Genomic DNA, 26,609 nt, shown 5'->3' on the forward strand with positions numbered 1-26,609 from the left:
GTGCGACCGGGCCAGCGGGGCTTAGAGACTAACGAAGAAGCCGGCCAGAGCCGCGCTCATCAGGTTGGCCAGGGTGCCACCGAGCATGGCGCGCAGGCCCAACTGAGCCAGTTCGTGACGCCGTTGGGGGGCGATGCCGCCCAGGCCGCCGAGCTGGATGGCGATGGAGGACAGGTTGGCGAAGCCACAGAGGGCGAAGGTGACGATGACCTGGGTGTGCGCCGACAGGGGTTGCACCCCCGCTGCCGCCGCCTTGAGCGGATCCAGGTAGGTCGAGAGGTCGGCATAGGCGACGAATTCGTTGAGCACCAGCTTCTGGCCGATGAAGCCGCCGGCCTGCACCGCCTCGCTCCAGGGCACGCCGATCAGGAAGGCGACCGGCGCCAGTAGATAGCCCAGCACCAGCTGCATGCTCAGCTGCGGCAGGCCGAACCAGGCACCGCACCAGCCTAGGATGCCGTTGAGCAAGGCGATCAGAGCGATGAAGGCCAGCAGCATGGCACCGACCGCCAGGGCCACGCGCAAACCGACCTGAGCGCCTTCGGCGGCTGCATCTATGACGTTGGCCGGGCGCTCCTCGCCCTCCCCCAGGGTCTTCATGGCCTGGTCGCGTGGCTGCTCGGTCTCCGGCTCCATCAGCTTGGCCATCAGCAATCCACCCGGCGCGGCCATGAAGCTGGCGGCAATCAGGTACTTGAGCTCCACGCCCATGCCGGCGTAGCCCAGCAGCACCGAGCCGGCCACCGCGGCGAAACCGCCGACCATGATGGCGAACAGCTCCGAGCGGGTGAGCTCGGCGATGAAGGGCCGCACCACCAGCGGCATTTCCGACTGGCCGAGGAACAGGGTGGCGGTAACGGTGGTGGACTCCACCCGGCTGGTGCCGAGCAGGGCATGCAGCGCTCCACCCACCAGGCGGATGATCCAGCCCATGATGCCCAGGTAGTAGAGCACCGCGATCAGGCTGCCGAAGAAGACGATCAAGGGCAGCACCCGCACGGCGAAGACGAAGCCGCCGTTACCGAAGTACTCGAACATCCTGGGTCCGGCGAGGCCGCCGAAGAGGAATTCGATGCCCTTGTCGGCATAGAGCTGCAGCGACGAGACGGCCCCGGAGACGCTGCCGAGCACCTGCTGGCCCCAGGGAATGTAGAGGACGAACAGGCCGAGCCCCGCCTGCAACAGAAAGGCCGCGAGCACGGTACGCACGCGAATGGCGCGCCGCTGGCGGGAGAAGAGGATGGCGATGGCCACCAGCAACAGCATGCCCAACACAGAGATCATCAAGAGACTCCTAACAGGATCGCCTGGTAGCGGCGATCGATGGGCGACAAGCGCAAGCAAGGCGCCTGCCAGAAGCTGTCCGACCGATCAGCTTTTGGCTGACCTAATGGTCAGCCAGGCGCAGGGGTCGGTCCAGTTGCAGACCCACGGGCGAGAGCCGTGCCCCATAAGCCAGCACCTGCACGCCCTGCCGGCGTGCCTCGCCCAGGGCCAGGGCATAGGCGGCATCGATTTCAGCCGCCGGGCGTACCGCCTCGATGCCGTCGAGCAGCACGCAATAGAGCAGCACCGCCCGCTCGCCAGCCGCGGCCAGCGCCGCCAGTTCACGCAGATGACGGGCACCGCGGGTGGTTACCGCATCGGGAAAGGCGGCGATAGCGGTATCGGCGAAGCCCAGGGTGACGCTCTTCACCTCCAGGTACAGCGGCCCCGCGGGATACTCCAGGCGGAAATCGGCGCGGCTGTTTTCCAGGCCGTAGGCTACCTCCCGACGCAGGGCGGTGAAGCCGGCCAGTTCGGGAATGCCGCCGGCCAGCAAGGCCTCCTCTACCAGGCGATTGGCCCGGGCAGTATTGATGCAGGCCAGTCGCCCATGATCCGTCTCGACCAGTTCCCAGGTGCCGGGCAGCTTACGCTTGGGGCCGCTGGCGCGACTGAACCAGACGCGGGCGCCCGGCGGCTGGCAATGGAGCATGGAACCGGTATTGGGGCAATGCAGGGTCAATACCTCGCCGCTGGCGGTCTCGATGTCGGCGAGAAAGCGCTTGTAGCGGCGCAGCAGGCGACCCTCTTCCAGGGGCGGCTCGAATCTCACCGGGTACTCCAGCGCTGCAGGCCCTGGGCGATGCGGGCAACGGCCTCTTCCAAGCGCGGCAGCGATTGGGTGTAGGCGAAGCGCACATGGGTGTCGGCGCGATGGCGACCGAAGTCCAGGCCCGGGGTGATGGCCACGTGCTCGGTCTCCAGCAGGAACTGGCAGAAAGCATAGGCATCGCCGCCGAAGGCGGAGATGTCGGCATAGAGATAGAAGGCGCCCTGGGGCTCGACGGCGATCCTGAAGCCCAGGGCACGCAGCGCCGGCAGCAGGTAGTCGCGGCGGCGGGCGAATTCGGCGCGACGCGCTTCAAAGATGGCCATGGCTTCAGGGGTGAAACAGGCCAGGGCGGCCTGCTGGGCCACGGTGGAGGCGCTGATGTAGAGATTCTGCGCCAGCTTTTCCAGCTCCGGCACCGCGGCGCGCGGCGCCACCAGCCAGCCGAGGCGCCAGCCGGTCATGCCGAAGTACTTGGAGAAGCTGTTGAGCACGAAGGCCGCGTCGTCCACTTCCAGCACGCTGGGCGCGTCCAGACCGTAGGTCAGGCCGTGGTAGATCTCATCCACCACCAGATGGCCGCCACGCGCCTTGAGCGCGGCCGACAGCCCGGCGAGTTCGTCGCGATCGAGCAGGGTGCCGGTCGGATTGGCCGGCGAGGCCACCAGGGCGCCGACGCTGTCGGCTTGCCAGTGCCGCTCGACCAGCTCGGGGGTGAGCTGATAGCGGGTGTCGGCGCCGACCGGAATCAGCTGGGCCGCGCCTTCCACCAGGCGCAGGAAGTGACGATTGCAAGGATAGCCGGGATCGGCCAGCAGCCAGTGACGTCCGGGATCGACCAGCAGGGCGCTGGCCAGCAGCAGCGCGCCCGAGCCGCCCGGGGTGATCAGCACCCGCTCCGGATCCAGGTCGACGCCATAACGCTCGCCATAGAAGGCGGCGATGGCCTGGCGCAATTCCGGCAGGCCGCGGGCCGCGGTGTAGCGGGTCTGACCGGCCGCCAGGGCCGCCTGGCCCGCGGCGACCACCGGGGCGGCCGTGGTGAAATCGGGCTCGCCGATCTCCAGGTGGATGACATCGTGTCCGGCGGCCTGGAGCTGGTTGGCGCGCTCCAGCAAGGCCATCACATGGAAGGGCTCGATGGCCTGGCTGCGCGCGCTGTAGGAATTGGACATGGAAGGGGTCCGAACTTGTGGCGAAGGCGGGATTCTAACCAAGGCTTCGCAGACCGGCATCCGCCGCGTCGGCAAGGAGCGGGAGGCCGGTAGTAGCGCCCCCTGGAAGCTTCTGGTAAGTTCGCCGGCTTGCATCCGCAGGGCGACTGGCCAGTCGAGAACATATTCAGCCTGGCGTCGGCATTGCGCGGGACGCCATCGGCAGCCACAGCCCCCAGGCGTTCCAACATGGAGAGGCCTGGAAACGCATCCAGCCTGTGGACAGGATCAGCGAAAGTGAGAGGGTCAATCATGCCCAGCGAAGCAAATCAGCAGAACAATCATCTGGCCCGTGGCTACGAACCCTACCAGCCCAGCAAGGGCGAGGAATACATGAGTGAGCGCATGCGCGCCCACTTCACCGGCATTCTGAACAAGTGGAAGCAGGAACTGCGCGAAGAAGTCGATCGCACCGTGCACCACATGAAGGAAGAAGCGGCCAACTTCGCCGACCCGGCCGATCGCGCCACCCAGGAAGAGGAATTCAGCCTGGAACTGCGTGCCCGCGACCGCGAGCGCAAGCTGATCAAGAAGATCGACGAGACGCTGCAGCTGATCGAAGACAACGAATACGGCTGGTGCGACTCCTGCGGCGTGGAAATCGGCATCCGTCGCCTGGAAGCCCGCCCGACCGCCAGTCTGTGCATCGACTGCAAGACGCTGGCCGAGATCCGCGAGAAGCAGACCGGGACCTGAGTCCCGCTGCCTCACCGACGAGGGCGCTACGGCGCCCTTTGTTCTTTCCGGCATTCACAGGATGAGCTATGTCCAGGCGCCCCTATGTCGGTCGTTTCGCCCCCACGCCCAGCGGCTATCTGCACTTCGGTTCGCTGGTCGCCGCCCTCGCCTCCTACCTGGATGCCCGCGCCGCGAGCGGACGCTGGCTGGTACGCATGGAAGACCTGGACCCGCCGCGCGAGGTCCCGGGTGCCCAGGCGGCGATTCTCACCACCCTGGAAGCCTACGGCTTCGAATGGGACGGTCCGGTGCTGCGCCAGAGCGAACGTCTGGACGCCTACCGGGCGGTCATCGCGCAGTGGCTGGCCAGCGGCCTGGCCTATGCCTGCGATTGTTCGCGCAAGCAGCTCGAAGGCAGTGGCGGCCTCTACCCCGGGCATTGCCGCAATCGCGGCCTGCCGGCGACGGACGCCGCCCTCCGCATCCGTGTCCCGGAGCTGGACTACCGCTTCGTCGATCGCGTCCAGGGCGAATTCCGCCAGCACCTGGGTCGCGAGGTGGGCGACTTCGTCATCCAGCGCCGCGACGGCCTGATCGCCTACCAGCTGGCCGTGGTGATGGACGATGCCCTGCAGGGCATGACCGACGTGGTACGCGGCGCCGACCTGCTGGACTCCACGCCGCGCCAGCTCTATCTGCAGGAACTGCTCGGCCATCCGGCCCCGCGTTATCTGCACGTCCCGCTGCTGATCCAGCCTGATGGCCACAAGCTGGGCAAAAGTTACCGCTCGCCGCCGCTGCCGCCCGAGCAGGCCGGCGCCCTGCTGGTACGCGCCCTGCGCACCCTGGGCCAGCCGACGCATCCGGAGCTGGCCGAGGAAGCCCCGGCCAAGGTGCTGGCCTGGGGCGTCGCCCACTGGGATGCCGCGCTGATTCCGCGGGTTCCGCACCTGGCCGAAGCCCAGCTGCCCGCCTAGTAGTTGGGCCAAAGTCCAGGCGTGGCCAGCTCCAGCAGATGCCCGTCCGGATCGCGGAAGTACAGGCTGATCGCGCCACGTGGCCACTGGGTGCGCGCTTCGATGGGTACCCCGGACGCCGCCAGGTGCGCGATCCAGGGCTCCAGCTCGTCCGCCGCGATCGCCAGGGCCAGGTGCTGGCAGCCCTGGGCGCCATGGGACGGAATACAGCCGCCCGGCAGCCGGACCGGCTGCTCGGTAGTGCCCCGTTGGAACAGCAACAGCACGCTGGCGCCCACCGCATAGGCGGCCAGGCGTTCATCGGCGAACATCGGGGCCAGTCCCAGCACCTCCTCGTAGAAGCGCCGGGCGCTGGGCAGATCGGCGGCATAGAGCGCGGTTTCCAGCACGGCGGCGAGGCGGGGCTTGGTCATCGTCGATCTCCAGTGGATAAAGAGGCCTTAACGGTAGAACCGTGGCGCTCCGGGGTATAGCGCTTTTGCTTTACCATGGCGCCATCGCCGTTCGGGAACCGCGCATGTACATCTACCGGCTGGTCCTGCTCCTCGTGGTAGGCATCTATCTGTTCTCCCCCGCCATCATGGATTGGTGGATCGCTCCCAGCGGCGCCTGGTATCGCCCCTACCTGCTGTGGCTCATCCTCATCGTGGTGACCTTCATCCTGCAGAGCCAGCGCGATGCCGACGAGCTTTAGTCTGTCCCAACTGGTCCTGATCAGCGCCGGCTACCTGCTGATCTTCTTCGGTGTCGCCTGGATGACCGAGAAGGGCTGGGTGCCGCGCCGGCTGGTGCGGCATCCGCTGATCTACACCCTGTCGCTGGGCGTCTATGCCAGCGCCTGGGCCTTCTACGGCACCGTGGGCCTGGCCTACGACTACGGCTACGGCTTTCTCGCCTACTACCTGGGGCTGTGCGGCGCCTTTCTGCTGGCGCCGGTATTGCTCTATCCCATCCTGCGGCTGACCCGCGCCTATCAGTTGGCGTCCCTGGCCGATCTCTTCGCCTTCCGCTTCCGCAGCACCTGGGCCGGCGCCCTGACCAGCCTGGGTATGCTGATCGCCGTGCTGCCGCTCCTGGCGCTGCAGATCCAGGCGGTGGCCACCAGTACCGGCATCCTGGTGCAGGCCCGCGCCCAGGACGCCCCGGCGCTGGGCTTCTGCCTGCTGATCACCCTGTTCGCCATGCTCTTCGGCGCACGCCAGATCAACTCCAAGGAGCGCCACGAAGGCCTGGTGGTGGCCATCGCCTTCGAATCCCTGGTCAAGCTGCTGGCCCTGGGCATCGTCGGTGGCGTCACCCTCTATACCGTGTTCGGTGGGCCCAACGGCCTGGAGACCTGGCTGCAGCAGAACCAGAGCGCCCTCTCCACCCTGCACACCCCGCTGCAGGAAGGCCCCTGGCGGATCCTGCTGCTGGTGTTCTTCGCCGCGGCCATCGTCACCCCGCACATGTACCACATGGCCTTCACCGAAAATCTCAGTCCCCAGGCGCTGGTCAGCGCCAGCTGGGGGCTGCCGCTGTTCCTGCTGCTGATCAGCCTGGCGGTGCCGCCGATTCTCTGGGGTGGCCTGGCGCTGGGTTCGCCGACGCCGCCGGAGTACTTCACCCTCGGCGTGGGTCTGGCGCTGGACAATCCGCTGCTGGCGCTGGTGGCCTTCGTCGGCGGGCTGTCGGCGGCCAGCGGCCTGATCATCGTGGTGACCATGGCGCTGTCGGGCATGCTGCTCAACCACATCGTGCTGCCGCTCTACCAGCCACCCACCGACGGCAACATCTATCGCTGGCTGCGCATGACCCGGCGCATGCTGATCGCCGCCATCATCCTTGGCAGCTATGGCTTTTATCGTCTGCTGCAGGGCCATGGCGACCTCTCCAGCCTGGGCATCGTCTCCTTTGTCGCCACCGTGCAGTTCCTGCCCGGCGCGCTCTCGGTACTCTACTGGCAGACGGCCAATCGCAAGGGCTTCATCGCCGGCCTGCTGTGCGGCCTGGGCCTGTGGTTCCTGAGCATGCTCATGCCGCTGGTGGCCGACATCAATCCGCTGCACATCGGCGTCTTCAGCTATCGCATCAGCGCCAGCAACTGGCACCTCGCCGCCGTGGCCTCGCTGACCGTCAACGTGCTGGTGTTCGCCCTGGTCTCGCTGTTCACCGAAGCCAGCGAAGAAGAGAAGAGCGCCGCCGAGGCCTGCGCGGTGGACAACGTCCGCCGCCCGCAACGCCGCGAACTGGCGGCCGGCTCGCCCCAGGACTTCGCCGCCCAGCTGGCCAAGCCGCTCGGTGCCAAGACCGCGCAGAAGGAAGTCGAGCGCGCCCTGGCCGATCTGCTGCTGCCCTACGACGAGCGCCGCCCCTATGCCCTGCGCCGCCTGCGCGATCGCATCGAGGCCAACCTGTCCGGCCTGATGGGCCCGCGGGTCGCCCAGGACATCGTCGAGACCTTTCTGCCGTTCAAGGCGGAAAGCGAGGCCTATGCCACCGAAGACATCCACTTCATCGAGAACCGCCTGGAAGACTACCAGTCGCGCCTGACCGGTCTCGCCGCCGAGCTGGACGCCCTGCGCCGCTATCACCGCCAGACCCTGCAGGAACTGCCCATGGGCGTCTGCTCCCTGGCCCGGGACCGCGAAATTCTCATGTGGAACCGCGCCATGGAAGACCTCACCGGCATCGACGGCGCCCGGGTGGTGGGCTCGCGCCTGAGCGCCCTGCCCGATCCCTGGCAGAACCTGTTCGAACGCTTTCTCGCCGAGCCGGCGCAGCAGCACCTCTACAAACAGCGACTGCCCCAGGAACACGAGCAGCGCTGGCTCAACCTGCACAAGGCGACCATCGACGAACCCCTGGCGGTGGGCAGCAACGGCACCGTGCTGGTGGTGGAAGACATCAGCGAGACCCAGTTGCTGGAAGACCGCCTGATCCACTCCGAGCGCCTGGCCTCCATCGGCCGCCTGGCCGCCGGCGTGGCCCACGAGATCGGCAACCCGGTCACCGGCATCGCCTGCCTGGCGCAGAATCTGCGCGAGGAACGCGAAGCGGACGAAGAGATCGACGAGATCAGCAGCCAGATCATCGAGCAGACCCGCCGCATCACCCGCATCGTCCAGTCGCTGATGAGCTTCGCCCATGCCGGTGGCCGCCAGCAGGCCCATGAACCGGTGTGTGTAGCCGAGGCGGCCCAGGAAGCCATCGCCCTGCTCTCGCTCAACCGCCAGAGCGTGGACGTCGACTTCTTCAACCTCTGCGACCCCGAGCACTATGTGCAAGGCGATCCCCAGCGCCTGGTGCAGGTCATGATCAACCTGCTATCCAACGCCCGGGATGCCTCTCCGGCCGGCGCGCCGATCCGGGTGCGCAGCGAGGCCCATGGCCAGACGGTGACCCTGAGCGTCGAGGACGAGGGCAGCGGCATCCCCAAGGCCATCGTCAGTCGCCTGTTCGAACCCTTCTTCACCACCAAGGATCCGGGCAAGGGGACGGGGCTTGGCTTGGCGCTGGTCTATTCCATCGTAGAAGAGCATTATGGTCAGATAATGATCGATAGTCCTACCGACCCCGTGACCGGCCAGGGCACCCGCATTCGGGTACTGCTGCCGCGCTATCTCGGGTTGCCGGAGGCGCCGTGACGGACCCATCCGCCTGCTGGATGGATCTGCTAAAGCATTCGGAAGTCCAGACGACCGCGACAAGACACGCTGCCTGGCGTGGGTCGTCTTGCCTTCCCGTAAGAGAGCGCACTTGATGGCCCATATCCTGATTGTCGAAGACGAGAAGATCATCCGTTCGGCGCTGCGCCGCCTGCTCGAGCGCAACCAGTTCCGCGTCAGCGAAGCCGGCTCCGTCCAGGAAGCCCAGGATCTCTACGACGTCCCCAGCTTCGATCTCGTCATCAGCGATCTGCGCCTGCCCGGCGCCCCCGGCACCGAGATGATCGATCTCGCCAAGGGCAAGCCGGTGCTGATCATGACCAGCTACGCCAGCCTGAGATCGGCGGTCGATTCCATGAAGCAGGGCGCGGTGGACTACATCGCCAAGCCCTTCGATCACGACGAGATGCTGCAGGCCGTGGCGCGCATCCTGGTGGAGCGCGAGCAGCGCCCGCCGGTAGCCGCCGAGGAAAGCGTCACACTGCCGCCAGCCACCGGCGAGATCGGCATCATCGGCAACTGCGCGCCGATGCAGGACCTCTTCGGCAAGATCCGCAAGGTCGCCCCCACCGACTCCACCGTGCTCATCCAGGGCGAATCGGGCACCGGCAAGGAACTGGTGGCGCGCGCGCTGCACAACCTGTCGCGCCGGGCCAAGGCGCCGCTGATCTCGGTCAACTGCGCGGCCATTCCCGAAACCCTGATCGAATCCGAACTCTTCGGCCACGAGAAGGGCGCCTTCACCGGCGCCAGCGCCAGCCGCACCGGCCTGGTGGAGGCTGCCGACGGCGGCACCCTGTTTCTCGACGAGATCGGTGAATTGCCGCTGGAAGCCCAGGCACGTCTCTTGCGCGTGCTGCAGGAAGGCGAGATCCGCCGGGTCGGTTCGGTGCAGTCGCAAAAGGTCGATGTGCGCCTGATCGCCGCGACCCACCGGGATCTCAAGGGCCTGGCCAAGATCGGCCAGTTCCGCGAAGACCTCTTCTATCGCCTCAACGTCATCTCCCTGCGCCTGCCCGCCCTGCGCGAGCGCGGCGGCGACGTCATGGAGATCGCCCGGGTGTTCCTCGCGCGGCAATCGGCGCGCATGAGTCGCCCGGGGCTCAAGTTCGGCGCCGAAGCCGAGGCGGCCATCCGCCATTACAGCTGGCCGGGCAACGTGCGTGAGCTGGAGAACGCCATCGAGCGCTCGGTGATCCTCAGCGAAGGCCAGGAGATCAATGCCGATCAGCTGGGCATCGACGTCGAGCTCGGCGAGCTGGAGCTGGCCGACAGCTACCTGGATCCGCTGCCCAGCACGGGCCTGGGTAACGGCAATGGCGCCCACGAGCCCACCGAGGACCTGTCGCTGGAGGACTACTTCCAGCACTTCGTGCTCGAACACCAGGACCACATGACCGAGACCGAGCTGGCCCGCAAGCTGGGCGTCAGCCGCAAGTGCCTGTGGGAACGTCGTCAGCGCCTGGGCATCCCGCGCCGCAAGGCCAGTGCCAGCAGCGACGCCAGCTGATCCGCGCCGGGACGTGACAGCCGATACGTCCCGCGGTAACACCCTCTCCCTCCGCCTCCTCATCCTTTGCAATGTGTTACCGCCGTAACAGGCGGCGGGTTCAGAGGTAACGAAAATTTGCCTGTAGCCTCCAAGCAAACAGGCTACATTTTTCGCAAGTCACTGATTTAAATGCATTTTTCAAAACTGGCACGGCATCTGCTTTATGTTCTCGTACAAGAACAATAACAACGTACCCCCTCCATAATAAAAACAAGACGTAGCGACTCCAGCACAACAAGAACAAGCAGGCGGAGGCGTAGCTAACTGATCATTTTGGAGAAGAGTCGTCTAGCGGGATGGTCCGCGCGATGTCAGGCCAGAGAACAACAAAACTGCCCCGAGGCAGCACCCGTACCAGGCAGAGCAGGAATGATCCTGACGGCATCAGCTTCCAAAGTAATCCGTTTGCTCTTGGCTCTAGACTTCAGAGCCTTTCCGGCGGCCGGTATCCGCACGGGACAGACCACACAAGAAAAACAAGAGGTCTGGATAGACAATAAAAACAAAGCACGTACCACTTTGGGGGGGAGCTTCGGCTCCCCCAGTGCCTTTGACAGCCTCCCCTCCCTCGTTCAAGATCCCCTCCTTATCTATTGCGCAACGGTTCCTGCTATGGGCCAGATTGCGTATAGCCGTCTCTCCGAACAGAAACTCGCATGCTGAAGAAGCTGATCCAGACTCTGCGCTCGCCCCTGCGGCGTACTCCGCCCGCGCCTGCCTTGCCCATCGAATTGCCCCGCAGTCAGCATGCTCTGGAACGAGAGCGGATCAGTCGTTACGCCTTGAGCGTGGTCGACCGGCTGGAAAAGGCGGGTTATCAGGCCTACCTGGTGGGCGGTTGCGTCCGGGACCTGTTGCTGGGTTTCGAGCCCAAGGACTTCGATGTCGCCACCAGTGCCACGCCCGAGCAGGTGCGGGCCGAATTCCGCAATGCGCGGGTCATCGGCCGGCGCTTCAAGCTGGTCCATGTGCATTTCGGTCGTGAGATCATCGAGGTGGCGACCTTCCGCGCCAATCACCCCACCGGGGATGCCGAAGACGAAGCCCAGGGATCGCGCCATGAAAGCGGCCGGATCCTGCGCGACAACATCTATGGCAACCAGGAACAGGATGCCCAGCGGCGCGACTTCACCATCAACGCGCTCTACTACGATGCCAGCGGCGAACGCATTCTCGACTACGCCAATGGCACCCAGGACATCCGCCTGCGGCAGATCCGCCTGATCGGCGACCCGGAGCAGCGCTACCTGGAAGATCCGGTGCGGATGCTGCGCGCCGTGCGGTTCGCCGCCAAGCTGGATTTCGAGATCGAGACCGCCACCGCCGAACCCATCAGCCGCCTGGCGCCGTTGCTGCGCGACATACCCGCGCCGCGGCTGTACGACGAGATCATCAAGCTGCTCCTGGGCGGCAAGGCGGAGCGCACCTTCGAGTTGCTCTGCCAGTACGGCCTGTTCGCCCCCTTGTTCCCGGCCAGTGGCGAGGCCCTGGAGCGCGACCCGGAGTACGCCGGCAGTCTGATCCGCCAGGCTCTGGCCAACACCGACACCCGTATCCGCGAAGGCAAGCCGGTCACCCCGGCCTTCCTGTTCGCCGCCCTGCTCTGGCCGGCCTTGCCCGAGCGCGTCCGCTATCACCAGGATCGCGGCCTGCCGCCCATTCCGGCCATGCAGGAAGCCGCCCACGACCTGACCCAGCAGCAGTGCCAGCGCACCGCCGTCCCCAAGCGTTTCACCATGCCCATGCGCGAGATCTGGGACATGCAGGAGCGCCTGCCGCGCCGTCAGGGCAAGCGCGCCGATCAACTGCTGGAAAATCCGCGCTTCCGCGCCGGCTACGACTTCCTGCTGCTGCGCGAGAGCGCCGGCGAGGAAACCGGCGGCCTGGGCGAGTGGTGGACGCGCTACCAGGAGGTCGGTGACAGCCAGCGACGCGAGATGATCAAGAACCTCAGCCGGGAAGACGGTGCGCCGGCCAAGCGGCGGCGCCGTGGCGGCAGCAATCGCAAGCGGCGCACCTCGGATGCGCCCACGTCCGGCGACGAATGATGGAAAGGGTCTATCTCGGCCTGGGCAGCAACCTGGCTGAGCCGCGGCGGCAGCTGGACGCCGCCCTGGAGGCCCTGGCCCAGCTGCCTGACAGCCAGCTGGTGGCGGTCTCCGCCTTCTATGCCAGCGATCCCCTGGGGCCGCCCGACCAGCCCCGCTACGTCAATGCCGTCGCCGCGCTGGACACCGCCCTCGCCCCCCTGGCGCTGCTCGACGCCACCCAGGCCATCGAGCAGCAGCAGGGGCGCGTGCGCAAGGACGAGCGCTGGGGTCCGCGCACCCTGGACATCGACATCCTGCTGTTCGGTGAGCGGCTGATCGACGAGCCGCGCCTGCAGGTACCGCACTACCACCTGCAGGCGCGCGCCTTCGTGCTCTATCCCCTGGCCGACCTGGCCCCCGAGCTGCACCTGCCCGATGGCCGCCGGCTGCCGGACCTGTTGTCCGCCTGTCCTTTCGAGGGTCTGGAACGACTGGTACCGTCGTCACCTGCGCGGTAACACTGCCGTAACACCGAACATTGACTTGTGTCGGATGCGCCGGGACTATAGCAGCCGTTTGCGCGCGGCCAACCCGCGCCCGCGGCGCCAGACAATAACCATAGCGCCGTCCCACGAGGACCTCTTGCATGCCTGATATCAGCCTCACGACCCTTCAGGGGCTCAAGCAGCGTGGCGAAAAGATCGCCATGCTGACCGCCTACGATGCCACCTTCGCCCAGGCCGCCAGTCAGGCCGGCGTCGAGATGCTGCTCATCGGCGATTCCCTCGGCATGGTGCTGCAGGGTCACGACAGCACCCTGCCGGTGACCCTCGACGACATGGTCTACCACACCGCCTGCGTCAAACGCGGCCAAGCCGGTGCCTTCATCGTCGCAGACCTGTCGTTCATGACCTATGCCACCCTGGAGCAGACCCTGACCAGCGCTGGCCGCCTGATGCAGGCGGGCGCGCAGATGGTCAAGCTCGAGGGCGACGCCTGGTTGGCCGAGCCGATTCGTCGGCTGGCCGCCAATGGCGTACCGGTCTGCGCCCACCTGGGCCTGACGCCCCAATCGGTCAATGTCTTCGGCGGCTTCAAGGTGCAGGGCCGCGATCCAGTCCGGGCGCAGCAGCTGCGCGAGGCGGCGCGCGAGTTGGAGGAAGCCGGCGCGGCCATGCTGCTGCTGGAATGCGTACCCTCGGCGCTGGCCGAGGAAATCACCCGCGCCGCCCGGGTGCCGGTGATCGGCATCGGCGCCGGTGCCGCCACCGATGGCCAGGTGCTGGTGCTGCACGACATGCTCGGCCTAGCCCTGCGCGGGCGCACGCCGAAATTCGTGCGCAATTTCATGGCCGGTCAGGACAGCATCCAGGCTGCCCTGGCGGCCTACGTCGCCGCCGTCAAGGACGGCAGCTTTCCCGCTCCCGAACACGGATTTTCCGCATGAAGACGGTCCATAGCGTCCGCGAACTACGCGCCGCCGTTGCCGCCGCGCGCCGCCAGGGCCTGCGCATCGGCCTGGTGCCCACCATGGGCAATCTGCACGCCGGTCATATCGCCCTAGTGGAGACCGCGCGCCGCCACGCCGACTTCGTGGTGACGAGCATCTTCGTCAATCCGCTGCAATTCGGCCCCAGCGAGGATCTGGCGACCTATCCGCGCACCCTGGCGGAAGACAGCCGCCAGCTGAACGAGGCCCACTGCGATCTGCTGTTCGCACCGGCGGTGGCCGAGATGTATCCCAAGGGTATGGACGGCCTGACCCGGGTGAACGTCCCCGAGGTGTCCGAAGGTCTTTGCGGTGCCCGTCGGCCCGGCCATTTCGAAGGCGTGGCGACGGTGGTCACCAAGTTGTTCCAGATGGCGCAACCGGACGTGGCGGTGTTTGGCGAAAAGGACTATCAGCAGCTGGCAGTGATCCGCAAGCTGGTCCAGGACCTGGACATGCCCATCGAGATCGTCGCCCAACCCACGGTGCGGGCCACCGACGGCCTGGCGCTGTCCTCGCGCAATGGCTATCTCGATGACGGCCAGCGTGCCAGCGCGCCCTGCCTGTACAGCCTGCTCAGGCGGCTCGCCGATCAGCTAGCCGCCGGCGCAGCGGTCGAGCCGACCCTGGCGTCCGGTGTCGCCGAATTGCAAGCCCAGGGGCTTAGAGTCGACTACCTGGAACTACGCGAGCAGTTGAGCCTGCAACCGGCCGGGCCGGCCACCACCGCGCTGGTGCTGCTGGTGGCGGCCTATCTGGGCCAGACCCGCCTGATCGACAACCTGAGCTTTCGCCGCAGGCCCGGAGTGTGATGCAACCGAAGGTTAGCTCACCCAAACCCGCCTGAATCCTGGAAGCCCGGAACATACCGGGCTTTTTCATGCTCGAAGCGCGACGCCACGTCAGGCGTCGCGCGGTCGCCGACTTTCCCTTGCAAGCCAGCGGCTTGTGGGGCACAACAGCAAACAAGAGCCACCAAGGAAAAGCCTAGCCATGGAGTACTATCAACACCCCCTCGACGTGACCCAGCTCGCCTCCTGGAAGGCCCTGCAGGACCACCGCAAGGCCATGCAGAATTTCCGCATGCGCGACGCCTTCGCCGCCGATCCGCAGCGCTTCTCGCAGTTCTCCCTGAGCAGCAGTGGTCTGTTCCTCGACTACTCCAAGAACCTCATCACCGAGCAGACCCGTGAGCTGCTGGTGAACCTGGCTCGCGAAGCGGGTCTGGAAGGCGCCATCCGCACCCTGTTCGACGGTGCCTACGTCAACTCGTCCGAGCACCGTCCCGCCCTGCATACCGCGCTGCGCCGCCCGGTGGGCGACAGTGTGCAGATCGATGGCCAGGACATCATGCCCGAGGTGCACCGGGTCCTGAACCAGATGACCGCGCTGGTCACCCGCATCCACAACGGCCTCTGGCGCGGCTACACCGAGAAGCCGATCACCGATGTGGTCAACATCGGCATCGGTGGTTCCTTCCTCGGTCCGCAGCTGGTGTCCGAGGCGCTGGTGCCCTTCACCCAGCGCGGCGTGCGTTGCCACTACCTGGCCAACATCGACGGCAGCGAATTCCGCGAGGTGACTTCCAAGCTCGCCGCCGACACCACCCTGTTCATCGTCTCCTCCAAGTCCTTCGGCACCCTGGAGACCCTGAAGAACGCCCAGGCCGCCCGCGCCTGGTGCCTGGCCCAGGGCTGCCCGGAGCCGGAGCTGCACAAGCACTTCATCGCCGTCTCCAGCAACGTCAAGATGGCGGTGGAATTCGGCATCGCCGAAGAGAACATCTTCCCCATGTGGGATTGGGTCGGCGGGCGCTACTCGCTGTGGTCGGCCATCGGCCTGCCCATCGCCCTGGCCATCGGCATGTCCAACTTCAAGGACCTGCTGGCCGGTGCCTATGCCATGGACCAGCATTTCACCAGCGCCCCCTTCGAAGAGAACATGCCGGTGCTGCTGGGCCTGCTCGGGGTCTGGTACGGCAACTTCTGGGGCGCGACCAGTCACGCCATCCTGCCCTACGACCACCACCTGCGTAACTTCGTGAAGCACCTGCAGCAGCTGGACATGGAGTCCAACGGCAAGAGCGTGCGTCAGGACGGCTCGCCGGTGAGCATGGAAACTGGTCCGGTGATCTGGGGCGGCGTCGGCTGCAACGGTCAGCATGCCTACCACCAGCTCCTGCACCAGGGCACCCAGCTGATCCCCGGTGACTTCATCGTGCCGGTGGTGAGCCACAATCCGGTGGCCGATCACCAGCAATGGCTCTATGCCAACTGCCTGTCGCAGAGCCAGGCGCTGATGCTGGGCAAGACCCGCGAGGAAGCCGAGGCCGAGCTGCGTGAGAAAGGCCTGGGCGAGGCCGAGATCGCCAAGCTGGCGCCGCACAAGGTGATCCCGGGCAACCGTCCGAGCAACACCCTGGTGCTGGAACGCATCTCGCCCCGACGCCTGGGTGCGCTGGTGGCCCTGTACGAGCACAAGGTGTTCGTGCAGAGCGTCATCTGGGGCATCAACTGCTTCGACCAGTGGGGCGTCGAGCTGGGCAAGGAGCTGGGCAAAGATGTCTATCAGCACATCATCGGCCGCAGCGAAGGCAAGGCCGACGATGGTTCGACTCAGGGCCTGATCGATTACTTCCGCGGTCGTCACCGCGGCTGATCGATCTCGGTCCGTTCCGAAAGGCGCCGCTCTGCGGCGCTTTTTCGTTTTATCGCCTCGCTGAACCCCAACAGGCCATCCGCGGCCTAAACTAGGAGCACAACAACACCAAGAAGGAGCCGGCCATGAGCCACCGCTATCCCGTGCCCGAGAGCCTGAGTGCCCGCACCCACCTCGACGAAGCCCGTTATCGCGAGCTCTACCAGCGCTCGGTGGAACAGCCGGAACGCTTCTGGAGCGAACAGGCCAGCGCTTTACTCGACTGGTCGCGCACCTGGGACGAAGTCCATAGCGGCGACATGCGCCAGGGCCAGACCCGCTGGTTCAGCGGCGGCCAGCTCAACGTCGCCTACAACTGCATCGATCGCCACCTCGGTGGCCGGGCCGAGCAGACCGCCATCCTCTGGGAAGGCGACGATCCCGCCGACAGCCAGGCCATCAGCTATCGCCAGTTGCACGAGCACGTCTGTCGCCTGGCCAATGTGCTCAAGGAGCGCGGGGTCAAGAAGGGCGACCGCGTCTGCCTCTATCTGCCGATGATTCCCGAGGCCGCCTATGCGATGCTGGCCTGCGCCCGCATCGGCGCGGTGCATTCGGTGGTGTTCGGCGGGTTTTCGCCCGAGGCGTTGCGCGACCGCATCCTCGATTCCGACTGCCGGGTGGTGATCACCGCCGACGAGGGCGTACGTGGCGGCAAGCGTGTGCCGCTCAAGGCCAATGTCGACAAGGCCCTGGCCAAATGCCCGGACGTCCACACCGTGGTCTTGGTCGAGCGGACCGGCGCCGCCGTGGCGCGCCAGGAGGGCCGTGATCTGCCTTATGCCCAGGCCGTGGCCGCGGCCGCGGCCGACTGCCCGGCAGAGCCCATGGATGCCGAGGATCCGCTGTTCATCCTCTACACCTCGGGTTCCACCGGCAAGCCCAAGGGCGTGCTGCACACCACCGGCGGCTATCTGCTGGGCGCCACCCTGAGCTTCAAGTACCTGTTCGACTACCACGAGGGACAGGTCTTCTGGTGCACCGCGGATGTCGGCTGGGTCACCGGCCACAGCTACATCGTCTATGGCCCCCTGGCCAATGGCGCCACCACCCTGATGTTCGAAGGCGTGCCGAGCTATCCCGACGCCAGTCGCCTGTGGCAGGTGGTGGACAAGCATCAGGTCAATATCTTCTATACCGCTCCCACCGCCCTGCGCGCCCTGATGCGTGAAGGCGACGAGCCGGTACAGCGCACCTCGCGGCAGAGCCTGCAATTGCTCGGCAGCGTAGGCGAGCCGATCAATCCCGAGGCCTGGGAGTGGTATCACCGGGTAGTGGGCGAGGGTCGCTGCCCCATCGTCGACACCTGGTGGCAGACCGAGACCGGCAGCATCCTCATCGCCCCGCCCCCCGGCGCCCTGGCATTGAAGCCGGGCTCGGCCACCCTGCCCTTCTTTGGCGTCCAGCCGGTGCTGCTGGACGAGCAGGGCAAGGAAATCGACGGCCCTGGCAGCGGCGTGCTGGCCATCAAGGCCAGCTGGCCGAGCCAGATCCGTACCGTCTATGGCGACCACCAGCGACTGATCGACACCTACTTCAGTGCCTATCCAGGTTACTACTTCACCGGCGACGGCGCCCGCCGGGACGAAGACGGCTACTACTGGATCACCGGGCGGGTGGATGACGTGCTCAACGTCTCCGGCCACCGCATCGGTACCGCCGAAGTGGAAAGCGTGCTCACCGAACATGCGGACGTGGCCGAAGCCGCCGTGGTGGGTTGCCCGCACGAGGTCAAGGGCCAGGCGGTCTATGCCTTCGTCACTACCAAGGGCGGGGTGACCCCAAGCGACGAACTCAAGGCCCGCCTGCGCCAACAGGTGGCCGAGGAGATCGGCGGCTTCGCCAAGCCGGAATTCCTGCAATGGGCACCCGCCCTGCCCAAGACCCGCTCCGGCAAGATCATGAGACGCATCCTGCGCAAGATCGCCTGCGACGAGCTGGACAGCCTGGGGGATACCTCGACCCTGGCCGATCCTTCGGTGGTCGACAGCCTGATCGATGCCCGGCTCAATCGCACCCCGCAGGGCTAGCTGTAGCCCAAAGAAAAGCCCCGCCTAGGCGGGGCTTTTTTCTGCAGGCAACCTTAGTGGGCGGCTTGCATGCGGTGCTTCAGGTCACGCATGCGATCGTGGGTCGCACGGGCCTTTTCCAGCTGGCTGCGCAGGTTGGCCTGGGCATCCGGCGTGGCGTGTTCGTTGACGGCGCGCTCCAGCGCGTGCAGCAGGCGGTCTTCCTGCTCTTCCAGTTCGCTGACGTAGGTGACTTCTTCCTTTTCCTTGCTGGCAAAGGAGGTTTTGACGTCGGTGTAGTACTTGCGGAAGCTGCCGGCAAAGGTGCCTTGCTCGGCGGGCTTTTCACCAGCGGCCGATACCTGGCTGCTCAGGGCGCTGATGATCTCGGCCTTGCTCTGGGCGATCTCGGTGAACAGGGCCTTCAATTCGGGGTTCTTCACTTCGGTGAGGGCATGCTCGTAGAAATTCTTGCCGTCACGGGCGATCTCGATCAGATCGTTGAGGGTTTCGGTCGTGCTGGTCATGGCAATTCTCCGGGGTGAAGGGCAAGGGTGATGGCAGCGGCGCTGCCATCGTGCCGGGTGTTACCAGGCGTTCTTACTGAGCGGCTTTCAGCGCATCAGCAGATACGGCCTTGACGCCCTTGATGGCCTTGGCTTCCTTGATCGCCAGGTCGCGCTGGGCTTCGGTCGCCACGGTGCCGGACAGGGACACGACGCCCTTGTTGGTCTCGACCTTGATCGAGGTGCCCTTGATGTGTTCGTCGGCCAGGAAGGAAGCTTTGACCTTGCTGGTGATCCAGGTGTCGGACGCGGCTTCTTCGGTCTTGTCCATGGTGTTGTTGGCGGCCAGGGTCATGTTCTGGCTGGTGGCAGCAAAGGCACCGCCGGCCAGCGGCAGGCTCAGTACGGAAGCGGTAACGGCAGCGAGGGCAAAAGTACCGAAAGTCTTTTTCATGAGATGACTCCTGTTTTCCTTGGTTGTACTGCGCCCAGGTCCTGGCAGCAGCGACTCCTATGTAGAGCGCAACGGCTGCGCCGAATTCCAAAGCCGATTAAAGACGTTGAAAATCAATGACTTAAGTCAATCCTCCAAAAATAACAGGCGGGCAAAATGCAAGTAATGCGTAAAAAGGTCTGGTAAATTGCACGAGGTCAGACGACTCTGGCACCGATGTCTGGGGCAGGAACCTCCCGTGCGCTCTGGGACGAGGGTGGACATCGAAAGGCGGACGTCGAGGTGGCCAAACCAGAACTGCCACACCTTTATCCGGTCAATGCTGAATTGAACCCGACACCTACGATCGGGCCTCGAGGATCCGGGATGCGGCCTCTCTCCCCTGCGCGCATTGCCCTGATTTATCTGTTGCTGAGCGCCCTCTGGGTGATCGGCACCGATGGGCTGTTGTATCTGCTGCTCAGCGATCAGGACAGTGTCCATCTGTGGCACACCCTGAAGGGCCTGGCCTTCATGAGCCTGCTATCGCTGGTGCTCTATGGCTTGCTGCGGCGCGAAGCCCGCAATCGCGAAGGCTTCATTGAAGAGCTGCAGAGCCAGCGCGCCACCCAGGATTTCGTCCAGCGGCTGACCAATACCGGTGACTGGCAGTTGCTGGACGATGGCCGCCTGCTGTGTTCCGAACGCACCCTGGTGATGCTGCGCCAGCCCAAGGGCAGCGATCCGCTGGATTTCGCCACCATTGCCGCCTGCGCCCGTGCCGATGACCGCGACCATGTGCACAGCATGCTGGAACGCCTGCAGCACATGCAGGGCCCGCTAAATTTCTCGGCGCATTTCGACGATGGCGAAGGCAGTTGGCGCTGGCTCAATTGGCAGAGCGATTTCGACGAAGCCGGCATCACCCGTGGTGCCCTGGTCGACATCACCAGCCACAAGCTAGCCGAACAGGCCCTGCACGACAGCCAGCGGCGCTATCGCGAACTGGTCCAGCACCTGCCGCTGGTGATCTTCGCCAGCGATCACCGCGGTCGCTGGCAATTTCTCAACCCCGCCTGGGAAGGCCTCACCGGCCAGCCCGCCGCCCAGCAACTCAACCATCCCCTGGATCAGGCCTTCCATCCCCAGGACGGCGCCCGCCTGCGCCAGCTGGTGGCGGATTTCGCGGCGGGCCAGCGCCTGCATTGGAATGGCGTGGTGCGGTTGCGGCTGTCGGTGGAGAGTCATCGCTGGATGCAGATGGAGCTGCGCGCCGGCCTCGATGGCGAGATCCAGGGCACCCTGACCGATATCCATCACGACTACCAGGCACAACTGCTGCAACAGGCCCGTAGCGACGTTCTCGACGACCTGCTCACCGGCCTGCCGCTGGCGGAGATCCAGCAGGGCATCGCCCTGCGGCTGGAGCAGATCTATCCGGAAATGCGCGTCGCCCTGTTGCTGGACGACCAGGGCGAGCATCTGCGGATCGCCGCGGCGCCCAGCCTGCCACCGGCCTTCCAGGCGGCGCTGGAAAGCATGCCTCGCAGCCGTCACGACCAGGGCTGCTGCAGCGCCGTCACGGGCAATGCGCCGGTGTTCACCATCGATGTCGCACTGGACCCGGCCTGGCAGCCGCTGTTGCCGGCGGCCCAGGCGGCGGGCATTCGCGGCGCCTGGGCCCTGCCGCTGCAGGACGAGCAGCAACGTGCCGTGGGCGCCCTGGGCATCTACTACGGTGAGGCGCGGCTGCCCGAAGCGGAAACCCAGGCGCTGATCACCGAATTCACCCGTCTGGCGGTGCTGGCCATCCGGCAGCAGCGTGTCGTCCAGGCGCAACGTGCCAGCGAGGCGCGCTATCGCGGCATCTTCGAACAGGCCTACACCGGCATCATGCTCAGTGACCTGGAAGGTCGCTGGTTGAGCGTCAATCACCACTTCTGCCAGATGCTCGGCTACTCGCAACCGGAGTTGCTGCAGAAGGACACCGCGTCGGTGACCCATCCGGACGAGCGCGCGCTGGGCGCCGCGCTGCGCAAGCAGCTGGTGGACACCGGCCAGGACCGCTACACCCTGGAAAAACGCTATCTGCATCGCAATGGCCAGCCGGTATGGACCAACGTCACCACGCGCCTGATCCGCGACGATCAGGGCGTGCCGCAATACTTCATCAGCACCGCCCAGGACATCACCCTGCGCAAACAGCAGGAAGAGAGCCTGCGCCAGGCCGCGGCGATGTTCCAGAACAGTCGCGACGGCCTGTTGCTGCTCGACGAGCGCCGCTGGATCCTGGCGGTGAACCCGGCCTTCGCCCGGCTGCTGGGCGCCCAGGAAGGCACCCTGCTCGGCCAGCGCCTGGGACTTCCCGGCGGTGGGCGCCAGGACCAGCGCTTCTACCGCGAACTCTGGCGCACGGTGCGCCGCGAGGGCCGCTGGGAAGGCGAGCTGCTCTGGCCACGACTCGACGGCAGTACCTTTCCGGCCTGGACCGCCATCGACACCCTCTACCCCCGGGAGACCCGGCAGTACACGGTTACCGTCAGCGATACCACCCGCCTGCGAGAGAGCGAGGCGCGCCTGAGTCATCTGGCGCACCACGATCCCCTGACCGACCTGCCCAACCGCCTGCTGGCGCGCACCCATCTAGAACACGCCCTGGCCCTGGCCGAACCCCAGGAATACCTGGTCGCCGTGCTGATCCTCGACTTCGATCATTTCCGCACGGTCAACGAAAGCCATGGCCATGCCCTGGGTGACGAACTGCTGGTGGAATTCGCCGCCCGCCTGCGCGCCCTGCTCAGCGAGGACATCACCCTGGCGCGCATCGGTGGCGATGAGTATCTGGTCATCATCGAGCGGATAGACCGGCCCGAATTCGCCGCCCAGATCGCCCAGGCCATGCTCGGCAAGCTGGAGCAGCCCTTCCACCTCGGCGAGCACGACATCTATCTCAATGCCAGCATCGGCATCAGCCTCTTTCCCGACGATGGCGGGACCGCCGATGACCTCATCCGCAATGCCGACACGGCCATGCACCAGGCCAAGGACCAGGGCCGCGACACCTTCCGCTTCTATACCCAGGCCCTCACCGAGCAGTCGCGGCGGCGGTTGAATCTGGAATCGCGGCTGCGCACCGCGCTCAAGCGCGGTGACTTCGTCCTGCACTACCAACCGCTGATGAGCGTCAGCACCGCCCAGACCATTGGCGTGGAAGCCCTGGTGCGTTGGCAGGACCCGGAGCTAGGCCTCATCCCGCCCACCGAATTCATTCCGCTGGCCGAGGAAACCGGGCTCATCGTGCCCCTGGGCGACTGGATCATCGAGACCGCCTGCCAGCAGATGCACAGCTGGCTCGCCCAGGGACTCGAACTGGACACCCTGGCGATCAACATCTCGCCCCGGCAGTTCGCCAAGCGCGATCTGGCCAGCACCATCTCCCGCGCCCTGGCGCGCAGTCGCCTGCCGGCCGAGCACCTGGAGCTGGAGATCACCGAAGGCACCCTGATGAACAATGTCGAGGAGGCGCTGCTGTCCCTGGCTACCCTCAAGACGCTGGGCGTACGCATCGCCGTGGACGACTTCGGCACCGGCTATTCCTCCCTGGCCTATCTGCGCCGCTTCCCCCTCGACAAGCTCAAGATCGACCAGAGCTTCATGCACGAATTGCGCAGCGACAGCGGCACCCACAGCAGCCAGGCCATCGCCGCGGCCATCGTGGCCCTGGGGCAGGGCCTGGATCTGGACGTCCTGGCCGAGGGCGTAGAGACCACCGAGCAATGGGATATCCTGCGCAAGCTAGGTTGCCAGCAATGCCAGGGCTTCCTGTTCAGCCCACCGTTGCCGCCGGAAGAGTTCGAAGGCTGGTATGCCGAACGGCAGCGGGCGCGCGCCTAGCGCGCTTACCGACGAATGTCACCATTCTGCAATCAAAAGCGCTCTAGAATCGGGTTTCCACTTTTCGTCTGTCCCCGAGGGTACCAGTATGAAGATCGTGGTTCGCCCCCTGCGCAAGTCCACCACCAGTGCCTGGCAGGTCTGTCTCGACAAACAGGCCATCACCTTTCTCAATGAAGCCGACGCCCGCAGCTACGTGGCAACGCTGGAGGCGCGTATCGCTGCGCCCCATCCGTTGCCGCTGCGTGAAACGACCCCGGCAATGGCCGCGCCGCTCTAGCCGTCAGCGCGCCTGACCGTTCGTCTCAGAGGTCGCCCTGGCACCGGCACTGGAGGTGCGGGCCAGGGCGACTGCTGATCTTGTCGCGCCAGACACTTGGCTAGGCAGCTATCGAAAATGTAACTTTTGCGGCCTCCACCCCATCCTACCCCTAGCCCCTGCCTCCGCCGGGACTCGCTGTCTGATGGATCTGGAACGCCCATGCTCGAACTCGCTGCTGCCTTCATCTGCTTCACCTCGCTGCTCACCTACCTCAACTACCGCTTCGTCGGCCTGCCGCCCACCATCGGCGTCATGGTCATCGCGCTGATCTTCTCGGTCGGCCTGCAGAGCCTGTCCTGGCTCGGCTTTCCCGGCCTCGAGCACCGCATCGGCGAATTACTCGGGCAGATCGACTTCAACGACCTGCTGATGAACTGGATGCTCGGCTTCCTGCTGTTCGCCGGCGCCCTGCACGTCAATCTCAAAGACCTGCGCGACTACAAATGGGCCATCGGCGGCCTGGCCACCCTTGGGGTGATCATCTCCACGGTGTTGATCGGCTATCTTAGCCACCTGATCTTCGGCTGGCTGGGCTGGCACGTCGACCTGCTCTACTGCCTGATCTTCGGTGCCCTGATCTCCCCGACCGATCCCATCGCCGTGCTTGGCATCCTGCGCTCGGCCGGCGCGCCCAAGTCCCTGGAGACCACCATCGTCGGCGAGGCGCTGTTCAACGATGGCGTGGCCGTGGTGGTCTATTCGGTGCTGCTAGGGGTGATCCAGCTGGGCGAGACGCCTACGGTCAACGCCGCGCTCTGGCTGTTTCTCGAAGAGGCCGGCGGCGGCATCCTCTTCGGCCTGCTGATCGGCTTCATCTGCTACTGGCTGATGCTGAGCATCGAGCAGCACCAGATCGAGGTAATGCTGTCCCTGGCGCTGGTGATCGGCGGCTCGACCCTGGCCAGCCACCTGCACGTCTCGGGCCCCATCGCCATGGTGGTCGCGGGTCTGATCATCGGCAACCTGGGCCGTACCAAGGCGATGAACGACTTCACCCGGCGCTACCTGGACGGGTTCTGGGAGTTGATCGATGAGATCCTCAACGCCCTGCTGTTCGCCCTGATCGGCATGGAGCTGCTGGTGCTGCCCTTCAGCTGGGCCCACCTGGGCGCGGCACTGCTGGTGACCCTGGCGATCCTCTTCGCCCGCTGGATCAGCGTGGCACCGGTGGTGCTGTTCAGCCCGCACTGGCGCAACATGACCCGCGGCACGGCGCGCATCCTCACCTGGGGTGCCCTGCGTGGCGGCGTCTCCGTAGCCCTGGCGCTGAGTCTGCCGGCCGGTCCGGAGCGGGATCTGATCCTGGCCCTGACCTATATCGTGGTGCTGGTCTCCATCCTCGGACAGGGCCTGACCATCGGCCGGGTGGTCAAGAGCGTCACCGGTGGCGCACCGGTCGTGCGCGACGAGCATCACTGAACCGGGAAACGAAGAACCCCGCCGTGGCGGGGTTCCTTGAGCAACAGCCGAGCGATCAGCGCGGCAGGTTGCGGCCGGAGAAGATCTCGCGCATCTCGTGCTTGAGACGCTGAGTGATCTGCTGGCGCTGTTCCGTCGAGAGGCTGCGGGAAGCATCACCGAACAGGTAGTTGTCCAGTTCGAATTCCTTGAGCAGCATCTTGGTGTGGAACAGGTTGTCCTGGTACACGTTCACGTCGGTCATCTGGTAGGCCGCGCGAGTGTCCTCGGACAGGTAGTTCTGGATCGAGTTGATCTCGTGGTCGATGAAGTGCTTGCGCCCTTCGATGTCACGGGTGAAGCCGCGCACCCGGTAGTCCACGGTGACGATATCCGAGTCGAACTGGTGGATCAGGTAATTCAGGGCCTTGAGCGGGGAGATCACGCCACAGGTGGAGACGTCGATGTCGACGCGGAAGGTGGCGATACCGTCGTCCGGATGGATCTCCGGATAGGTGTGCACCGTGATGTGGCTCTTGTCCAAGTGGCCGAGAATGGTCTCGCGCAGCGGACCGGGCGATTCCTCGATCTGGCTCTCGGTCGGCTCGACCGGTTGCTCGGAGATCAGGATGGTCACGCTGGCACCCTGGGGATCGTAATCCTGGCGGGCGATGTTGAGGATGTTGGCCCCGATGATATCGACCACGTCGGTCAGAATCTGGGTCAGACGCTCGGCGTCGTACTCTTCATCGATGTACTGGACATAGGCCTGTTGATCTTCCGACGTCTCGGCGTAGCAGATGTCGTAGATGTTGAAGCTCAAGGTCTTGGTCAGGTTGTTGAAACCATGAAGCCTGAGTTTGCTTTTCACGGTGGTAAAGCTCCCGTCGTGCGGTCTCTGACCGCGGTCCTGAGTGCCCGTCAGTTGCGGATTGCGCAAGCTGCGTAGGGCGGCGAACACCTCTTCGCGATGGCGATTGGCTGTACTTGTCGGGGGCTTGCCCCTTAAGAGCGGCGCATTATGCAGATCGGCAGCGGCTGGGGCCAGAGTCTGCCGGGCTCAGGTGATGAATTGATGTCGACGGGAAGGGATGACGCGGAGGGCGACGCCTGCACGAGCGTCGCCTGCAAGAGCATCAGGCGAGTTCGACGAGTTCGTAGCTGTGGGTGATCTCGACGCCGGCCCGACCGAGCATGATGGAGGCCGAGCAGTACTTCTCCGCCGACAGCTCGATGGCGCGCTTGACCTGGGCTTCCTTGAGACCGCGGCCCTTGACCACGAACTTCAGGTGGATGCGGGTGAACACCTTGGGCTCGGTCTCGGCACGATCCGCTTCGAGGAAAGCCTCGCAGCTCTCCACCGGCTGCCGCGCCTTGCGCAGGATGCTGACCACGTCGTAGCTGGCGCAGCCGCCCAGACCGATCAGCACGGTTTCCATCGGCCGTACGCCGAGGTTGCGCCCACCACTTTCCGGCGGGCCGTCCATGACCACCACGTGACCGCTGCCGGATTCACCGAGGAACATGGCCTCGCCTGCCCACTGGATGCGCGCTTTCATCGCTTTCGTCCTACTTATATATGCAAATGGTGATCAGCTTAACATGCTGGATGGCGTAAACTGATGACCAGTGAAGGGCTATTCAGCTCGCATTTAAGCTGCGCATGTT

Annotated in this window: 22 protein-coding genes; 14 read left to right on the plus strand and 8 right to left on the minus strand. The window is 65.4% G+C overall.

All coding sequences use genetic code 11. The annotated features are described in order from the left end of the window. Nucleotides 1–21: 21 nt before the first annotated feature. The 3 genes from FEZ61_RS17205 to FEZ61_RS17215 form a co-directional block, all read right to left on the minus strand. The gene (locus FEZ61_RS17205; protein WP_017640389.1) at nucleotides 22–1,284 is read right to left on the minus strand and encodes a NupC/NupG family nucleoside CNT transporter; all 1,263 of its coding nucleotides are present in this window, start codon (nucleotides 1,282–1,284) and stop codon (nucleotides 22–24) included. Between the two features lie 103 nt (nucleotides 1,285–1,387). Further along, the gene (gene sfsA / locus FEZ61_RS17210; RefSeq protein WP_173149680.1) at nucleotides 1,388–2,098 is read right to left on the minus strand and encodes a DNA/RNA nuclease SfsA; all 711 of its coding nucleotides are present in this window, start codon (nucleotides 2,096–2,098) and stop codon (nucleotides 1,388–1,390) included. Next, a complete protein-coding gene (locus tag FEZ61_RS17215) occupies nucleotides 2,095–3,270 on the minus strand; it encodes a pyridoxal phosphate-dependent aminotransferase (protein ID WP_017640387.1) in 1,176 nt (391 codons plus the stop codon). Before FEZ61_RS17215 ends, sfsA begins: the two co-directional genes overlap by 4 nt. A gap of 291 nt (nucleotides 3,271–3,561) precedes the next feature. Between FEZ61_RS17215 and dksA the strand changes: the two genes are divergently transcribed. Together dksA and gluQRS are read left to right on the plus strand one after the other, a co-directional pair. Further along, nucleotides 3,562–4,005, plus strand: a complete 444-nt coding sequence (gene dksA / locus FEZ61_RS17220; RefSeq protein WP_017640386.1) for an RNA polymerase-binding protein DksA — start codon at nucleotides 3,562–3,564, stop codon at nucleotides 4,003–4,005. Between the two features lie 68 nt (nucleotides 4,006–4,073). After that, the gene (gene gluQRS, locus FEZ61_RS17225) at nucleotides 4,074–4,964 is read left to right on the plus strand and encodes a tRNA glutamyl-Q(34) synthetase GluQRS (RefSeq protein ID WP_173149682.1); all 891 of its coding nucleotides are present in this window, start codon (nucleotides 4,074–4,076) and stop codon (nucleotides 4,962–4,964) included. On the opposite strand, the gene FEZ61_RS17230 is transcribed toward gluQRS, so the two are convergent. Continuing rightward, complete coding sequence (locus FEZ61_RS17230; RefSeq protein ID WP_173149684.1) at nucleotides 4,961–5,377, minus strand: VOC family protein; 417 nt, start codon at nucleotides 5,375–5,377, stop codon at nucleotides 4,961–4,963. The two genes, gluQRS and FEZ61_RS17230, sit on opposite strands and share 4 nt — an antisense overlap. Nucleotides 5,378–5,481: 104 nt before the next feature. Between FEZ61_RS17230 and FEZ61_RS17235 the strand changes: the two genes are divergently transcribed. The 9 genes from FEZ61_RS17235 to acs all read left to right on the plus strand — a co-directional run bounded on the left by FEZ61_RS17235 (nucleotide 5,482) and on the right by acs (nucleotide 18,409). Beyond that, nucleotides 5,482–5,658 (plus strand): hypothetical protein, encoded by a 177-nt coding sequence (locus FEZ61_RS17235; protein WP_007159707.1) that lies wholly within the window; start codon nucleotides 5,482–5,484, stop codon nucleotides 5,656–5,658. After that, nucleotides 5,642–8,590, plus strand: coding sequence for a sensor histidine kinase (locus FEZ61_RS17240; RefSeq protein WP_017640383.1), 2,949 nt, complete (start codon nucleotides 5,642–5,644; stop codon nucleotides 8,588–8,590). Before FEZ61_RS17235 ends, FEZ61_RS17240 begins: the two co-directional genes overlap by 17 nt. A 115-nt stretch (nucleotides 8,591–8,705) precedes the next feature. Further along, the gene (locus FEZ61_RS17245) at nucleotides 8,706–10,121 is read left to right on the plus strand and encodes a sigma-54 dependent transcriptional regulator (RefSeq protein ID WP_017640382.1); all 1,416 of its coding nucleotides are present in this window, start codon (nucleotides 8,706–8,708) and stop codon (nucleotides 10,119–10,121) included. A gap of 698 nt (nucleotides 10,122–10,819) precedes the next feature. After that, nucleotides 10,820–12,211, plus strand: coding sequence for a polynucleotide adenylyltransferase PcnB (locus FEZ61_RS17250; protein WP_017640381.1), 1,392 nt, complete (start codon nucleotides 10,820–10,822; stop codon nucleotides 12,209–12,211). Then, nucleotides 12,208–12,711, plus strand: coding sequence for a 2-amino-4-hydroxy-6-hydroxymethyldihydropteridine diphosphokinase (gene folK, locus FEZ61_RS17255; protein ID WP_064306793.1), 504 nt, complete (start codon nucleotides 12,208–12,210; stop codon nucleotides 12,709–12,711). The genes FEZ61_RS17250 and folK overlap by 4 nt, the downstream gene beginning before the upstream one ends. Nucleotides 12,712–12,839: 128 nt before the next feature. Continuing rightward, the gene (panB, locus tag FEZ61_RS17260; protein WP_064306794.1) at nucleotides 12,840–13,640 is read left to right on the plus strand and encodes a 3-methyl-2-oxobutanoate hydroxymethyltransferase; all 801 of its coding nucleotides are present in this window, start codon (nucleotides 12,840–12,842) and stop codon (nucleotides 13,638–13,640) included. Continuing rightward, nucleotides 13,637–14,494 (plus strand): pantoate--beta-alanine ligase, encoded by an 858-nt coding sequence (gene panC / locus FEZ61_RS17265; RefSeq protein WP_064306795.1) that lies wholly within the window; start codon nucleotides 13,637–13,639, stop codon nucleotides 14,492–14,494. Before panB ends, panC begins: the two co-directional genes overlap by 4 nt. Nucleotides 14,495–14,675: 181 nt before the next feature. Beyond that, nucleotides 14,676–16,340, plus strand: a complete 1,665-nt coding sequence (gene pgi, locus FEZ61_RS17270; protein WP_064306796.1) for a glucose-6-phosphate isomerase — start codon at nucleotides 14,676–14,678, stop codon at nucleotides 16,338–16,340. Nucleotides 16,341–16,465: 125 nt separating this feature from the next. Continuing rightward, a complete protein-coding gene (gene acs, locus FEZ61_RS17275) occupies nucleotides 16,466–18,409 on the plus strand; it encodes an acetate--CoA ligase (RefSeq protein WP_064306797.1) in 1,944 nt (647 codons plus the stop codon). Nucleotides 18,410–18,462: 53 nt separating this feature from the next. Here acs and FEZ61_RS17280 read toward each other — a convergent pair whose 3' ends face one another. Both FEZ61_RS17280 and FEZ61_RS17285 read right to left on the minus strand, forming a co-directional pair. Further along, the gene (locus tag FEZ61_RS17280; protein WP_007159716.1) at nucleotides 18,463–18,915 is read right to left on the minus strand and encodes a PA2169 family four-helix-bundle protein; all 453 of its coding nucleotides are present in this window, start codon (nucleotides 18,913–18,915) and stop codon (nucleotides 18,463–18,465) included. 73 nt (nucleotides 18,916–18,988) lie between these two features. Further along, nucleotides 18,989–19,348 carry a BON domain-containing protein gene (locus FEZ61_RS17285; RefSeq protein ID WP_017640375.1) on the minus strand — a complete coding sequence of 120 codons (360 nt, stop codon included), beginning with the start codon at nucleotides 19,346–19,348 and terminating at the stop codon, nucleotides 18,989–18,991. Nucleotides 19,349–19,714: 366 nt separating this feature from the next. Between FEZ61_RS17285 and FEZ61_RS17290 the strand changes: the two genes are divergently transcribed. The 3 genes from FEZ61_RS17290 to FEZ61_RS17300 all read left to right on the plus strand — a co-directional run bounded on the left by FEZ61_RS17290 (nucleotide 19,715) and on the right by FEZ61_RS17300 (nucleotide 24,962). Further along, nucleotides 19,715–23,221 carry an EAL domain-containing protein gene (locus tag FEZ61_RS17290; protein ID WP_173149686.1) on the plus strand — a complete coding sequence of 1,169 codons (3,507 nt, stop codon included), beginning with the start codon at nucleotides 19,715–19,717 and terminating at the stop codon, nucleotides 23,219–23,221. Nucleotides 23,222–23,309: 88 nt separating this feature from the next. Then, nucleotides 23,310–23,501: a hypothetical protein gene (locus FEZ61_RS17295; protein WP_017640373.1), complete on the plus strand. Its 192-nt coding sequence runs from the start codon at nucleotides 23,310–23,312 to the stop codon at nucleotides 23,499–23,501. Nucleotides 23,502–23,702: 201 nt separating this feature from the next. After that, nucleotides 23,703–24,962, plus strand: a complete 1,260-nt coding sequence (locus tag FEZ61_RS17300) for a sodium:proton antiporter (RefSeq protein ID WP_173149688.1) — start codon at nucleotides 23,703–23,705, stop codon at nucleotides 24,960–24,962. Between the two features lie 55 nt (nucleotides 24,963–25,017). Here the strand turns inward: FEZ61_RS17300 and speD are convergent, their stop codons facing one another. Next, nucleotides 25,018–25,812: an adenosylmethionine decarboxylase gene (gene speD / locus FEZ61_RS17305; protein WP_026083764.1), complete on the minus strand. Its 795-nt coding sequence runs from the start codon at nucleotides 25,810–25,812 to the stop codon at nucleotides 25,018–25,020. A 265-nt stretch (nucleotides 25,813–26,077) separates the two neighbouring features. Then, nucleotides 26,078–26,500: an OsmC family protein gene (locus tag FEZ61_RS17310; RefSeq protein ID WP_017640370.1), complete on the minus strand. Its 423-nt coding sequence runs from the start codon at nucleotides 26,498–26,500 to the stop codon at nucleotides 26,078–26,080. Between the last annotated feature and the right edge of the window lie 109 nt (nucleotides 26,501–26,609).

Origin of the sequence: Pseudomonas sp. MS15a(2019), assembly GCF_013277805.1 — a bacterium.
GTDB classification, from domain to species: domain Bacteria; phylum Pseudomonadota; class Gammaproteobacteria; order Pseudomonadales; family Pseudomonadaceae; genus Chryseomonas; species Chryseomonas benzopyrenica.

Excerpts from the sequence above, each read along its gene's own strand:
- FEZ61_RS17205 (WP_017640389.1), bottom strand. The coding sequence starts at position 1,284 with ATGATCTCTGTGTTGGGCATGCTGTTGCTGGTGGCCATCGCCATCCTC.
- FEZ61_RS17215 (WP_017640387.1), bottom strand. The coding sequence starts at position 3,270 with ATGTCCAATTCCTACAGCGCGCGCAGCCAGGCCATCGAGCCCTTCCAT.
- dksA (WP_017640386.1), top strand. The coding sequence starts at position 3,562 with ATGCCCAGCGAAGCAAATCAGCAGAACAATCATCTGGCCCGTGGCTAC.
- gluQRS (WP_173149682.1), top strand. The coding sequence starts at position 4,074 with ATGTCCAGGCGCCCCTATGTCGGTCGTTTCGCCCCCACGCCCAGCGGC.
- FEZ61_RS17230 (WP_173149684.1), bottom strand. The coding sequence starts at position 5,377 with ATGACCAAGCCCCGCCTCGCCGCCGTGCTGGAAACCGCGCTCTATGCC.
- FEZ61_RS17235 (WP_007159707.1), top strand. The coding sequence starts at position 5,482 with ATGTACATCTACCGGCTGGTCCTGCTCCTCGTGGTAGGCATCTATCTG.
- FEZ61_RS17240 (WP_017640383.1), top strand. The coding sequence starts at position 5,642 with ATGCCGACGAGCTTTAGTCTGTCCCAACTGGTCCTGATCAGCGCCGGC.
- FEZ61_RS17245 (WP_017640382.1), top strand. The coding sequence starts at position 8,706 with ATGGCCCATATCCTGATTGTCGAAGACGAGAAGATCATCCGTTCGGCG.
- FEZ61_RS17250 (WP_017640381.1), top strand. The coding sequence starts at position 10,820 with ATGCTGAAGAAGCTGATCCAGACTCTGCGCTCGCCCCTGCGGCGTACT.
- folK (WP_064306793.1), top strand. The coding sequence starts at position 12,208 with ATGATGGAAAGGGTCTATCTCGGCCTGGGCAGCAACCTGGCTGAGCCG.
- panB (WP_064306794.1), top strand. The coding sequence starts at position 12,840 with ATGCCTGATATCAGCCTCACGACCCTTCAGGGGCTCAAGCAGCGTGGC.
- panC (WP_064306795.1), top strand. The coding sequence starts at position 13,637 with ATGAAGACGGTCCATAGCGTCCGCGAACTACGCGCCGCCGTTGCCGCC.
- pgi (WP_064306796.1), top strand. The coding sequence starts at position 14,676 with ATGGAGTACTATCAACACCCCCTCGACGTGACCCAGCTCGCCTCCTGG.
- acs (WP_064306797.1), top strand. The coding sequence starts at position 16,466 with ATGAGCCACCGCTATCCCGTGCCCGAGAGCCTGAGTGCCCGCACCCAC.
- FEZ61_RS17280 (WP_007159716.1), bottom strand. The coding sequence starts at position 18,915 with ATGACCAGCACGACCGAAACCCTCAACGATCTGATCGAGATCGCCCGT.
- FEZ61_RS17285 (WP_017640375.1), bottom strand. The coding sequence starts at position 19,348 with ATGAAAAAGACTTTCGGTACTTTTGCCCTCGCTGCCGTTACCGCTTCC.
- FEZ61_RS17290 (WP_173149686.1), top strand. The coding sequence starts at position 19,715 with ATGCGGCCTCTCTCCCCTGCGCGCATTGCCCTGATTTATCTGTTGCTG.
- FEZ61_RS17295 (WP_017640373.1), top strand. The coding sequence starts at position 23,310 with ATGAAGATCGTGGTTCGCCCCCTGCGCAAGTCCACCACCAGTGCCTGG.
- FEZ61_RS17300 (WP_173149688.1), top strand. The coding sequence starts at position 23,703 with ATGCTCGAACTCGCTGCTGCCTTCATCTGCTTCACCTCGCTGCTCACC.
- FEZ61_RS17310 (WP_017640370.1), bottom strand. The coding sequence starts at position 26,500 with ATGAAAGCGCGCATCCAGTGGGCAGGCGAGGCCATGTTCCTCGGTGAA.